The organism is Nocardia sp. NPDC052001, from assembly GCF_040680615.1.
GTDB lineage: Bacteria > Actinomycetota > Actinomycetes > Mycobacteriales > Mycobacteriaceae > Nocardia.
In genome coordinates, this window is record NZ_JBFAXC010000004.1 from 365,474 (window position 1) to 378,138 (window position 12,665).

General features: G+C 66.4%; 13 protein-coding genes. 9 read left to right on the forward strand and 4 right to left on the reverse strand.

The annotated features are described in order from the left end of the window. Positions 1-114: 114 nt before the first annotated feature. Positions 115-1,620 carry an MFS transporter gene (locus tag AB0L82_RS21780; protein ID WP_364638980.1) on the reverse strand — a complete coding sequence of 502 codons (1,506 nt, stop codon included), beginning with the start codon at positions 1,618-1,620 and terminating at the stop codon, positions 115-117. A 117-nt stretch (positions 1,621-1,737) separates the two neighbouring features. Between AB0L82_RS21780 and AB0L82_RS21785 the strand changes: the two genes are divergently transcribed. From AB0L82_RS21785 to AB0L82_RS21815, 7 genes are all read left to right on the forward strand, one after another. Beyond that, positions 1,738-2,412, forward strand: coding sequence for a helix-turn-helix domain-containing protein (locus tag AB0L82_RS21785; protein WP_364638982.1), 675 nt, complete (start codon positions 1,738-1,740; stop codon positions 2,410-2,412). Positions 2,413-2,445: 33 nt separating this feature from the next. Beyond that, the gene (locus tag AB0L82_RS21790) at positions 2,446-3,744 is read left to right on the forward strand and encodes a D-arabinono-1,4-lactone oxidase (RefSeq protein ID WP_364638985.1); all 1,299 of its coding nucleotides are present in this window, start codon (positions 2,446-2,448) and stop codon (positions 3,742-3,744) included. Between the two features lie 108 nt (positions 3,745-3,852). Further along, positions 3,853-4,047, forward strand: a complete 195-nt coding sequence (locus AB0L82_RS21795; RefSeq protein ID WP_364638988.1) for a hypothetical protein — start codon at positions 3,853-3,855, stop codon at positions 4,045-4,047. A gap of 11 nt (positions 4,048-4,058) precedes the next feature. Further along, complete coding sequence (locus AB0L82_RS21800; RefSeq protein ID WP_364638991.1) at positions 4,059-4,388, forward strand: hypothetical protein; 330 nt, start codon at positions 4,059-4,061, stop codon at positions 4,386-4,388. Positions 4,389-4,485: 97 nt separating this feature from the next. After that, a complete protein-coding gene (locus tag AB0L82_RS21805) occupies positions 4,486-6,045 on the forward strand; it encodes a BCCT family transporter (RefSeq protein WP_364638993.1) in 1,560 nt (519 codons plus the stop codon). 132 nt (positions 6,046-6,177) lie between these two features. Next, positions 6,178-6,591, forward strand: coding sequence for a large conductance mechanosensitive channel protein MscL (gene mscL / locus AB0L82_RS21810; protein WP_364638996.1), 414 nt, complete (start codon positions 6,178-6,180; stop codon positions 6,589-6,591). Between the two features lie 90 nt (positions 6,592-6,681). Then, positions 6,682-8,232 (forward strand): MFS transporter, encoded by a 1,551-nt coding sequence (locus AB0L82_RS21815; protein ID WP_364638999.1) that lies wholly within the window; start codon positions 6,682-6,684, stop codon positions 8,230-8,232. 88 nt (positions 8,233-8,320) lie between these two features. Here the strand turns inward: AB0L82_RS21815 and AB0L82_RS21820 are convergent, their stop codons facing one another. From AB0L82_RS21820 to AB0L82_RS21830, 3 genes are all read right to left on the reverse strand, one after another. Then, on the reverse strand, positions 8,321-9,004 hold the full coding sequence (locus AB0L82_RS21820) for a GAF domain-containing protein (RefSeq protein WP_364639002.1): 684 nt from the start codon (positions 9,002-9,004) through the stop codon (positions 8,321-8,323). 161 nt (positions 9,005-9,165) lie between these two features. After that, complete coding sequence (locus AB0L82_RS21825) at positions 9,166-9,858, reverse strand: CDGSH iron-sulfur domain-containing protein (RefSeq protein WP_364639005.1); 693 nt, start codon at positions 9,856-9,858, stop codon at positions 9,166-9,168. Between the two features lie 5 nt (positions 9,859-9,863). After that, on the reverse strand, positions 9,864-11,204 hold the full coding sequence (locus tag AB0L82_RS21830; RefSeq protein WP_364639008.1) for a DUF3533 domain-containing protein: 1,341 nt from the start codon (positions 11,202-11,204) through the stop codon (positions 9,864-9,866). Between the two features lie 114 nt (positions 11,205-11,318). Between AB0L82_RS21830 and AB0L82_RS21835 the strand changes: the two genes are divergently transcribed. Both AB0L82_RS21835 and AB0L82_RS21840 read left to right on the forward strand, forming a co-directional pair. Further along, entirely contained in the window at positions 11,319-11,912 is a 594-nt protein-coding gene (locus AB0L82_RS21835) for a TetR/AcrR family transcriptional regulator (RefSeq protein WP_364639010.1), read from the forward strand. A gap of 107 nt (positions 11,913-12,019) precedes the next feature. Then, positions 12,020-12,655 carry a TetR/AcrR family transcriptional regulator gene (locus tag AB0L82_RS21840; RefSeq protein ID WP_364639013.1) on the forward strand — a complete coding sequence of 212 codons (636 nt, stop codon included), beginning with the start codon at positions 12,020-12,022 and terminating at the stop codon, positions 12,653-12,655. Positions 12,656-12,665: the final 10 nt, after the last annotated feature.

The following is a 12,665-nucleotide window of genomic DNA, read 5'->3' on the forward strand; positions in this document are numbered from 1 at the left end:
AACAGCCCCGCTCACTGACGTGAGCGGGGCTGCGGCCTTTGTGGGGGAAGCGCGGAGCGGCCCCGCTCACTTCGTTGTGAGCGGGGCCGCTGTCCGTTGATTCGGGTTCGAATCTCAGTGCGCCAGAACGGGTTCGCCCTCGGAGGGAACGGGTACGTTGTTCGGCATGATGAAACCGGTGATCACCGCGCCGACCACGAAGATCGCGGCGGCCCACCAGAAGGTGGTGGTGTAGCTGCGCACGGCGGCTTCGGCCAGTACCGCGGGAGTCGCGGGACCGTGGTCGGAGACGTAGTTGCCCAGGGCGGTGGCGGCCAGCGTGCTCAGCAGCGCGGTGCCGATGGAACCGCCGACCTGCTGGCTGGTGTTCACCATGGCCGAGGCCACGCCCGCGTCCTCATGTTCCACACCGGAGGTCGCGCCGATGAAGGCAGTCGACATCGCGGTACCCAGGCCGACGCCCATCAGGATGAGGCTGGGCAGGATGTGGCTGGCGTAGGCGGTGTCCACGCCGATCCGGGTGAGCAACGCCATACCCAGTGCGGCGATCAGGAATCCGGCGACGACCGTCACCTTCGGACCGACCTTGGGTACCAGCAGCGACGGCACCGTGGTCGAGGAGGCGACCATGCCCGCCACCATGGGCAGGAAGGCCACGCCGGTGATGATCGGCGAGTAACCCAGCTGCTGCTGCATGTAGTAGGTCAGGAACAGGAACATGGCGAACATGCCGATGCCGATGGCGAAGACGGTCATGTAGGACGCGCCGCGGGTGCGGTCCAGCACCACGCGCAGCGGCAGCAGTGGATTGGCGACCCGCTGTTCCAGCGCGAAGAACACGCCCAGCAACACTACGCCGCCGATCAGGAAGCCCAGCGTCGCCGAGTTGGTCCAGCCGTCGGATTCGGCCTTGGAGAAGCCGTACACGATGGAGAACAGCGCCGCGGTCACCGCGAGGGTGCCCGGGATATCCAGCTTGGGCCGGGTGGTGGCGGTGTGCTTGGCCAGCAGCAGGATCGCGCCGACCAGTGCGACGGCCGCGAAGACCAGGTTCACGTACATGACCCAGCGCCACGACGCCCATTCGGTGAGCGCGCCGCCGAGCAGCAGACCCAGCGCGCCGCCGGCACCGGCGATGGCGCCGAAGATGCCGAACGCCTTGGCGCGTTCCTTGGGCTCGGTGAAGGTCACGGTGAGCAGCGACAGTGCGGCGGGGGCCAGCAGTGCGCCGAAGACGCCCTGGGCCACGCGAGCGCCGACCAGTACCTCGAAGCTGGGTGCGGCGCCACCGACCGCGGAGGCGGCCGCGAAGCCGATCAGGCCGACGATGAAGGTGGTGCGGCGGCCGAACAGGTCGGAGAGTCGTCCGCCGAGCAGCAGCAGGCTGCCGAACGCGAGGGCGTATCCGGTGACGACCCACTGCCGGTCGCCGTTGGAGAAGCCGAGGTCGAGCTGCGCTTCGGGGAGTGCGATATTCACGACGGTCGCATCGAGTACGACCATCAGCTGGGCAACGCCGAGTACGGCGAGCACCCACCAGCGCATGGCATGTGAGCCACGGCGACCGTCTCCGGTCGTCGGCGCGGCTACTGCCTTCTCTTTCTCGAGAGCTGTCGTCATGGTGGTTTCCTTGTCCCCTAGGATTAGCGGAGATGCCATCTCCGTTTACTGAACGAAGCTATCATGTAAACGGAGAGATTCCCTCCGGATAATCCCGGTTCCTGTTAGGATCAGGCTGTGAATCACGTCACCACCGCGCCCCCACCGCGTCGCCTGCGGGCGGATGCGGCCCGCAATCAGCAGCGCATCATCGCCGCTGCGCGCGAACTCTTCGCCGATCGCGGCCTCGAGGTCACCCTCGACGATGTGGCCGAACGCGCGGGCGTCGGCGTCGGAACCGTCTACCGGCGCTTCGCGAACAAGCAGGAGCTCATTCTCGAGGTCTTCGACGCCATGGTTACCGAGCTGGCCGCGGCCGTCGAGCTCGCGTTGCACCATCCCGATCCCTGGCAGGGCCTGGTGGAGTTGTTCGAGTACTCCTGTCGGCACATGGCCATCAACCGTGGATTCGGCGAGGTTGTGCTGGAGCTACACGACAGTATGGACCGCTTCGCCGCCATGAAGGAACGGGTCCGCCCCGGGATGCAGGCGGTGATCCGGCGCGCCAAGGAGTCGGGCGCACTGCAGCCCGATATCGAGGCCGGCGATTTCTTCGCAATGGTGAACATGGTGGACGCGGTCGCCGGTTTCGCCCGGCCCGTGAATCCCGAAGTGTGGCAACGGTATATGGCGCTGGTGCTGAACGGCGTGCGCGGCGACGACGTTCCGCGCATCATCTCGAGCCAGCCTCCGCTCACCGATGACGAGGTGGAACTGGCCAAAGAAGCGATGTGCAGCGGCCGGAAAAGGTAGCGAGACTCACACCGGCGGTTTAAAGTTGGTCGCATGACCAACTCGTGGGCGAACTGGGCCGGGGATCAGAGCTGTACTCCGGCGGTTATCGCCGAGCCGGGCACGCCCGAAGAAGTCGCCGCCGTGCTGGCCCGCGCGGAGGCGGACGGGCATACCGTGCGCGTCGCCGGATCGGGGCATTCCTTCACCGAGACCGTGCTCACCGACGGCACCATGCTGCGCCTGAACAAGCTCGACAAGATCCTGTCGGTGGACCGCGCGAACGGGCTGGTGCGCGCCGAAGCGGGCATCACGCTCAACGCCGCCAGCAACGCCCTGCACCCCATGGGCCTGGCCTTCCCCAATCTCGGCGATATCGATGTGCAGTCCGTGGCGGGCGCGACCGCCACCGGCACCCACGGCACCGGGGCCAAATTGCAGAACCTCTCGGCCGCACTGCAATCGGTCGAGCTCATGCTGGCCGACGGCAGCCGCGTCGAACTCAATGAGCAGACCGATCCGGACGGCTGGCGCGCCGCGCGGGTGAATGTGGGCGCGCTCGGCGTGGTCACCGCCGTCACCCTGCAGATGGTGCCGTCGTTCGTGCTCGAGGGCGTGGAGCGACCGGTGCCGGTGGAGGATGTGCTCGCCGATCTGGACACCTTCGTGGACGGCAACGAGCATTTCGAGTTCTACATGTTCGCGCATTCGCCGCTGGCCATGACCAAGGCCAACAACACCGTGGACCTGCCCGAACAGCCGCGCGGTAAGGCGATGGACTGGTTCTCGGACATCCTGGTCACCAACTACACCTTCGACGCGCTGTGCAAGCTCACCCGCGCTCAGCCCCGGCTGATTCCGTACGTGCAGCGGGCCGCGGCCTACGCGGGCAGCTATCGGCGGCAGGTGGAGCGGTCGTACAAGGTCTTCGCCAGTCCGCGGCTGTTCCGCTTCACCGAGATGGAGTACGCCATCCCGCGCGCGCACTCCGCCGACGCGATCCGCGAGATCAAAGAGGTGGCAAGCCATTTCGATACGGCCATGCCGATCGAGGTGCGCTGGGTCGCGCCCGATGACGCCTTCCTGTCCCCCGCGGGCGGCCGCGAGACCTGCTATATCGCGGTGCACCAGTACACGGGCATGGAGTACGAGCCGTATTTCCGGGCCTGCGAGGCGGTGTTCGATCGCTATAACGGCCGCCCACACTGGGGTAAGCGGCACTTCCAGACCGCCGAGACGCTGAGCGAGCGCTACCCGCACTGGGAGCGATTCGCCGAGGTGCGCAAGCGTTTCGACCCGCAGGGGCGTTTCACCAACGCGTATATCGAGCGGGTACTGGGTCCAATCGGCTGAAATGGCACTATGCTCGGTTGCTGAAAGATCGCTGTAATTGCGGAACTGCTCGTCGGACTGTCCTGGATGCGCGCCCGACCCGGGTGCGACCACACGGAGGAGGTTTCGATGTCTTCTTTCAACGACAACGTCAATGACGCGACCGATAAGGCCAAGGACGCAGCCAAGGACGCCGCGGATAAGGCCGAGGGCATGGCCGAACATATGGAAGACCGCCTCAAGCACGCGACCGATGACGTCAAGGAGAAGGTCGGCGGATTCGTCGACAAAATGAAGGAACGCCTCGGCGGCGGCGCGAAGTAGGGGCACCGAATATGCCGACGAATGACAATATCGGCGATTCCGCCGAAAAGGTGGCCGGTGATATCGGCGGCGGCGCCGGGGAATTCGCCGATAAGGCACAGGCGGCCGCCGGACAGCTCGCCGAGCGCGCGAGCGGTGCGGCCGCCGAACTCGCGGACCGGGCCAGCAGCGCCGCCGCCGACCTCGCCGATATGGCGAAGGCATTCGCCGACAAGATAAACACCGACGATATGCAGGGCACCCTGGAACAGGTGCGCGCGAATCTGGAACACGCCGCCCAGGACGTGATGGCGGCGGTCAACGAGATCGTCGAAGCCGTGAAGAACAGGGTCGGCAAGTAGTATCCGCAACCCCGATGCCGAGCCGCCGCGCTCGGCATCGGGGTTGTCGCACATCGGAGTTCGGACCGTCGCACCACCTCGACAGGGAGCCACCCACGTGAGCGCACCGAGCAAACCCTCGTCCGATCCGGCTCCGATCCATCACCGAGTGGCGGTCGCGCCCAGGGTGTTCTGGCCCTCGGCCATCGTGGTGACGGCATTCACCCTGTACGCCATTATCTTTCGCGATCTGGCGGCACGGCAGGCGAAGGCGATCCAGGACAATGTGATCGGCAGTTTCGGCTGGTACTACATCGTCATCGTGACGCTGTTCGTGGTGTTCGCCATCTGGCTCGGGCTGGGGCGATTCGGCGATATCAATCTCGGCGATGACGGTGAGAAGGCCGAATACTCCATGGGCGCTTGGCTTTCCATGCTGTTCGCGGCCGGGATGGGTATCGGCCTGGTGTTCTGGGGTGTGGCCGAACCGCTGTTCCACTACGACGAGCCGCGGCCCGGGGTCGGATCGACCTCGGCGCAGCGCGCCGATGCCGCCATGGTGCAGACGTTCCTGCACTGGGGGATTCATCCGTGGGCCATCTACGTGGTGGTCGGCTTGGCGATCGCGTATTCGATCCATCGCAAGGGACGGCCGGTGTCGATTCGCTGGTCACTGGAATCGCTTGTGGGCGATCGCATTCGGGGCTGGCGCGGTGATGTCATCGATATCGTCGCGGTCATCGGCACGGTCTTCGGCGTGGCCACCTCGCTCGGACTGGGCATCCTGCAGATCTCGGCGGGCCTGAATTATGAAGGCTGGCTGCGTGAACCGGGTAAGGGCTTGCAGGTGGTGCTGATCATCGGGGTCACCGCGCTGGCCACCGTCTCGGTGGTGACCGGGGTGGACAAGGGCATCAAACTACTGTCCCAGGCGAATATGGGAGTGGCCGGATTACTGCTGCTGTATGTGCTGGTGGCGGGTCCGACGCTGTTCATCGTCAATGATCTGGTGCAGAACATCGGCACGTACATCCAGCAACTACCGAAGATCAGCCTCTACACCGGCGCCACCGAAGGGGCTGACGGCACCGCGTGGACGCAGCGGTGGACGGTCTTCTACTGGGGCTGGTGGATTTCCTGGGCCCCGTTCGTCGGCGTGTTCATCGCCCGGATCTCGCGCGGGCGCACGGTACGCGAATTCGTGGCCGGGGTACTGCTGGTGCCGACGCTGCTGACCTTCGTATGGTTCGCGGTATTCGGCGGGGCGGGCCTGCATCGCGAAATGCTCGGCGGCGGTGGACTTATCGGGCCGGACGGACCGGATCGCGATAGCGCGCTGTTCGCCATGCTCGATACCCTGCCGGGCGGCAGTCTCACCGCCGGACTGGCGATGCTGGTGATCGTGCTGTTCTTCATCACCTCGGCGGATTCCGGTGCGCTGGTGGTGAATATGTTGTCCTCGGGCGGAAATCCGGAGCCGCCCAAGTGGAGTCGGGCATTCTGGACCGCGATGCAGGGTGCGGTCGCCATCGCGCTGCTGGTTGCCAGCGGTACCGGCACCGCCGCGCTCACCACCTTGCAGACCGTGGCGATCTTGATCGCGCTGCCGTTCAGCGTGGTCATGCTCGCCATGTGCTGGGCGCTGGTGCGCACCTTCAAGGCCGAGCGCGGCGGCTGATCAGATCACATACCGCCCAGCATGTGACGACTGTCAAAAAGGTGAGCGCCATGTCCGAAACGTGCCTCGGCCTGCCCTTACACTTCGATGCAGAAGATTACGAATTCGTCTCGGATTGGATATTCCTGCATCATGCTCAAGGGTTTCAAAGACTTCCTGATGAGGGGCAACGTGCTCGACCTCGCGGTCGCGGTTGTCATGGGAACCGCGTTCACCGCCATCGTCACCTCGGTGACCAAGGGGCTGATCGAGCCGCTGCTGGCGACCGCCGGCGGTAATAGCGAATTCGGTCTGGGCTTCCAGATTCTGGCGAGCAAGCCGTCCACGTTCGTGGCGATCGGCCCGATCATCAGCGCCGCGATCAACTTCGTGACGGTGGCCGCGGTGCTGTACTTCGTGCTGATTCTGCCGATGAAGCATCTGCAGGCCCGGCTCTCCAAGCCGACCGCGGTCAAGGCCGACCCGACCGAGCTGGAGCTGCTCACCGAGATCCGCGATCTGCTCGCCAAGCAGAAGGCCGAGACGGGCGAAACACTGAACAAGTAGGTCACGACCGCCTCCCCGGACCGGGGCTAGGGTGCTAGCCAGAGCGTTGCTGGCTAGTTCTCCGGGCACTCGATACGAGGAGGCGGGACCGTGGGCCGCATTCCGCCGCGGCAGCTGTCGCAGGCTGGACCGGATCATGAGCATCCCGCCGCGCCTGGGCGCTGGGCGATGCTGGCGGTGCTGTGCTGCAGTCTGCTGCTGGTGGCCATGGACGCCACGATTCTGAATGTGGCGCTGCCGTCCCTGATCGACCATATGGATCCCAGCCCGATGGAACAGCTGTGGATCGTCGACCTCTACGGCCTGGTGCTCGGCGGTCTGCTCATCACCTGCGGTGCGATCGGCGACCGCTACGGCCGCAAGCGTTTGTTCATAACGGGATTCGTACTCTTCGGCGTGGCCTCGGTGATCGCCGCGATGGCGCATTCACCCGCGCAGCTCATCGCCGGGCGCGCACTGCTCGGCGTCGGCGGGGCCATGGTGATGCCGTCCACGCTGTCGCTGATCCGCAATATCTTCACCGATGATCATGAGCGCACCCAGGCCATCGGCATCTGGGCGTCGGTCGCGGGGGCGGGCGCGGCCATCGGCCCGCTGGTGGGCGGGCATCTGGTGGAGGCGTTCGGATGGTCGGCCGCGTTCTGGCTGAACGTGCCGGTGGTCGTGGTGACGGTAACCGCGGCGATCTGGTTGCTGCCCGAATATCGCGCACCGCAGATCGGCAGCCTGGATTGGCTCAGCGCGCTACTGTCGGTGCTGGGCATCGTGGCGCTGGCGTGGGGTATCAAGCATGTGGCCAAGGGCAATCCGGCGGCGCTCGATCTGGTGATCCTGGTGGCGTCGGTGCTGCTGCTCGGATTGTTCGCGTATCGCCAGTTGCGCTCGCCCGATCCGCTGCTGGATGTGCGGCTGTTCCGCAATCGCGCGTTCACCGCCGCCGCGCTGGCGACGCTGCTGGCCATGCTCGCTATCGGCGCGGCACTGCTCCTGATCTCGTTGTGGCTGCAATACATTCACGGCTACACACCGTCCGAGGCCGGATTGCGCACGGTGCCCGCGGCGATCGCGACACTGCTCGGCTCGCTCTCCACACCGTGGCTGCTGCGACGGGTCGGGGTGCGATTCCTGATGGGCTTCGGCCTGGGCGCGCTGGCCGCGGGTTTCATTGTGCTGGCGGCCATTCCGACCACCACCTATCCGCTGGTCGCGTTGATTCTGGTGTGCCTGGGCATCGGCGACGGGGTGGCGATCACCACGGCCGCGGCGGTGCTGGTCTCGGCGGTGCCGCCGGAGCGGGCGGGGATGGCGGGCGCGGTGGAGGAGACCAATTACGAGCTCGGCATCGGATTGGGTGTGGCGCTGCTGGGCAGTATTCACGGCCGGTTGTTCGTCTCGCATATGACGAATCTGCCGCTGTCCGGGGAGCAGCTCGACACCGCGCGCGGATCGGTGGGCGGGGCGGCGTACGTGGCCGATCAGGTGGGCGGGGCGACCGGTGCGCAGGTACTCGAAATCGCCCAGCACGCTTATGATTCCGCGCTGACCACCACCTCGTGGATTTCCGCGGGACTGGTGGGCGCGGTGGCGGTGCTGACCGTGGTGCTGGTGCCGCGCGGGTTCACCGCCACCTCGGCACACTGACCGCGGGATCTCCGCACCGCCGCGGATACGAAGTCACAGCGCCCCGGACCTCCGTTGCGGGGCGGCCACTACATCCGAGCCTGGACGCTCACACCGGTTCTATCCGGAGTTCGCGTTCCACGACGCGGTGTGCGACCTCGACCAGGGACAGGCTGTTGATGAAGGCGTAGCCGCGCAATCGGGCATAGGCGTCGGTGATATCGATGCCGAGTTCTCCGCTGGTCATGGCCGCCGCCTGGTGAATCCACTGGCTGGACAGCGGTTGTGCCCACTGCCTGGCCTCATCCCCAGAGGCGAGCACCAGGCTCGCGGTCACCAGATCCGCGATGTGCAGGGCCGCCGCGAGCAGGCGCGGCCCGGGTCTGCCGACGGTATCGCGATACAGGTCCATCGCCCCGAGCGGCAGCGGTCCCAGTCGCAGCGGCACCGCGAACAGCGACCCGGAGACCGGCACGCCCGCAAGGGCTTCGGCGAAACCGGGCCAGCGCTCATAGACGGAGGTGAAGTCGGCGATCGTCACCGGTGTGCCGTGCGCCGACGCCGATACCGCGGGTCCCTCCCCCACCGTCGCCTGCGCCCGCTCCACCTGACCGGCGAAATCGTCACTGGCGCACCAGGGTTGCATACCGGCGTCGATCTCGTGCAGCACGATGGCGGCGCGGCGCACCGGCAGCACCCGCACGCACGCGTCGCAGACCGCAGCCAGCCCGCCGCCGGCGTCGCGAACCGCCCGCAGGAAGTGCCCGGTCAGCTGATCGAACTGTGTACCCATCCCTCGAACCGCCCCACACTCATCGTTCCGCGAGGAGTAATTCGGTGCCCTGCGCCCATGGTCCCGTCACAGTCCCGCAACGAAAAGGGCCGAAAGTCCCACAGTGGCATGAGTATCCGTCTATCGAGTGGATCCGGCCCAGGTCACGCCGGGGCAACGCGTCAGTGCGATCGGTCGTCGCCGGGGGCGTCGGTGAAGCCAATGGCGGCGTGCGTGCCGTCACAGAAGGGTTTGTTGCGGGATTCACCGCAGCGGCAGAGCGTGACGCGGTTACGGATCTCATAGTCGGTGCCGTCGGCGGCGGTGACCTGGATGCCGCCGCGCACCCAATAGGGACCGCTCACCTCTTTGGCCGGATCTTCCACCAGGCCAATGGATTTGGGCAGTTCGGGCTCGTAGGCGGTGCGCTCGGCGAGATTCCAGGCGATCAGGCGGCCGGACGGGCAGTCCGCGGATTCGCGTTTGGTGGCCGCCGCGGCCTCGTCGCCGGGCTGTTCGACCAGGTTCCAGACCTGGCCGTCGGCATCGCAGAAGCGGGCGAACGCGCACAGCGACTGCGCGTCGGTGAGCGTCACCTCCGGCCCGTCCTGTTCGGTGGCCTGCGCCAGATACGGTGCGCGCGAGGCCACTTCGGTGCCGTCGAAGCCGATCTTGGCGTGCGTGCCGTCGCAGAACGGCTTCTTCGCCGAATGCCCGCAGCGGCACAGGCTGTAGTTCTCGCCGGGTGTGGCGACCGGATCGCCCTCGCGCCACTCCCGCGAATCGCCCTGGGCATCGGGAACGATGGTCTGCTTGCTCCGGGGTACGCCGCCGGTGACGCGGTACGGGCCGTTCTCGGTAACCCGGATCTGCATACGGGTTACTCCACCAGCACCGCTTCGGCGGGCCGGTGCGACACGCCGAGTCGGTACAGACCCCGCAGGTCATAGGTGTGGGTGGCGACCGCGCCGAGCAGTACGCCCAGCAGCAGTCCGAAGATCGTCATCCACAGGCCGGTGCCCAGGCCCGCCGACAGATGCCCGTCGAAGAACAGCAGCGACCGCACGGCCAGGTAGATCTGGTGCATGGGTTCGAAATTCGCCAGGAAGGCGATATAGCGCGGGGTCGCCTCGATGGGGATGCTGCCCGAGGATGACGGCAGGCCCAGCACCACGAACACGATCATATTGATGAGCAGGCCCGCGGTGCCGAACGCGGCCAGCACCGACAGCCCGGTCACCGCGACGGCGGTGATGGCGAGCGTGCCGTACAGGAACAGCGAGAACGCGTGCTCGATCGGCATATCCAGCAGTTCGGCGATGCCCAGGAACACGCCCGAGGCGATCGGCGCGGTCACCGCGGCCATGGCCCATTTCACCAGCAGTGTGCGCCAGCGCGAGATGGCCACCGGTGCGATATGCCGGTACCACGGACCGTATTCGGCGGGCACATAGCCGAGCACATTGTCGACCATGGCGTGAATGATCATGGCCCCGCTGAAGCCCACGAACAGCAGGATGAGGGTGTAGAAGAAGGCCGACAAACCCTGACCGGTGCCCTCGGGCAGCGGGTGGTACGGGCTCACCATCACATCGATGGGCTTGGCCAATTGCAGCCGGGCGGCACCGCTCAATTCGGTCGGGGCCGCGCCGGGCGCGGGTGCGAGTTTCGCCTTGACCTGCTCGGTGAGCTGGGTTCCGACGGTCGAATTGACCTGCGCCATGGCCTTATCGGTGATGCGCTGCACGATCGAGGAGGCGTAGGTGCTGGCGCGCGGATTGGTGTGCACGGTGATCACCGGGCGCTCCACATCGCCGGGCACCACCGAGGCGGTGGCCAGAATGCTCAGCCGCTTGCTGAAATCGCTGGGGATGACGATCTCGCCGTAGACCTTGCCGTCGGCCAGCAGTCGCTGTGATTCGCTGATGCCGACCACGTGCAGGTCGATCTTGTCGGCCGGGATCTGCGCGATGAGCGCCTCGGCGATCTGATCGCCGACATTGACCGGCTTACCGTCGAGGATGTCGCCGTCGTCCTGATTGACCAGCGCGATCGGGAAATCGTGCAGGTTCTTCTCCGGATCGGAGGTGTACCCGAGGTACATGGTGCCCAGCAGTGCGGCGAGCAGCGTGATCACGAAGACGGGCGCGATCCAGCCGCGCAGCGGCACACCGGGCTTGGTGGCGGCCGGAATCGCCGAGGGCGCGGGATCTTTCGGCACTGGCTCACTCCATTCGATACGGACACGCTCTGAAAGTCTTCGCCAAATGTAGGCACTGACAACAAAGTAGTCAATGCCAACATCCGTCGATGTGTCCTATATCCTGCAAGCACCATGTCCATAGCCAGTTCGCGCTCCTATCACCACGGCGACCTGCGGGCCGAACTTCTGCGCCGCGCCGAGTCGCTGCTGCGCCGTTCCGGGGTCGACGGCCTGTCGCTACGGCAGCTGGCCCGCGATACCGGGGTCAGCCATGCCGCGCCGAGCAGGCATTTCCGGGATAAGCAGGCGCTGCTCGACGCGCTCGCGGTCGCCGGATTCGAACGGCTCGGGGCCTCGTTCGAGCAGGCCGCGGACGGCGGCACACTGCTGGAGCGGATCACCGCGGTGGCGCGCGAATATCTGCGCTTCGCCATCGACAATCCGGAACTGCTGGGCGTGATGTTCGCGCGCAAGCAGCGGCAGACCCCGGCGATCCAGGCCGCGGTGGCACAGGCCCTGGCCATGCCGTTCGCCATGATCACCGACGGCCAGGAGCGCGGCGAGGTGGTGGCGGGCGATCCACGGCGAATCTGCCTGTCGGCCATGGCCGCACTGCAGGGGCTCGCCACATTCGTCGGTTCGGGTTTCGTGGCCGCCGAGGATGCCGACGGCCTATTTGAAGAGACCGTGACCCACATGTTGGACGGTTTGCGTCCCCGTCGCTGAAGAACCGGCGTGGCACCGTTACCTTTGGTGCGGACCACCGCGAACGACGACAATCGAAGGCGGGCAGTGACAACCCCAGGGCAGGCAGTGACAACCGGAGCCGGGCAGTGACCATCGCGGGCAGGCAGTACGGCGGGCGCGCCGTCACCGAGCGCAAAGCCGAACGGCGGCAGCGGTTTCTCGATGCCGCCATCCAGATCTTCGGCGAGCGCGGCTATGCCAACTGTTCCCTGGCCGACGTCTGCGCCGCCGCCGGACTCTCCAAAAGGCAGTTCTACGAGGAGTTCACCACCCGCGAGGATGTCCTCGTCGCGGCCTACGACCAGATTCAGGACGAGGCCACGGCCGCGCTCGCCGCGGCCCTGGCCACGCTCGGGCCGGATCCGGATCCGATCGACACCGTCACCCTGGTGCTGTCCGCCTTTCTCGGTTCGGTCGGCTCGGACCCGCATCGGGCCAAGGTCGCCTTCGTGGAGGTGGTCGGGGTCAGCCAGGCCATGGAGGAGCACCGCCGCGCGCGCAGGCACGCCTGGACGCTGGTCATCCGCCGCGCACTGGAACCGCTCGCCGGACCGGGGGCCCGCATTCGCGGCAATCCGGAGATGGCGGGCAGCGCCCTGATCGGCGCGGTCAACGGCCTGGCGCACGAATGGCTGCTGTCCGATCCGCGCCCGCCGGTCAGCGAACTGGTGGACATGCTTGTCCCCATTGCGGTTTCGCTGATCATCCGGGACGAGCCCTAGATCCGCATGC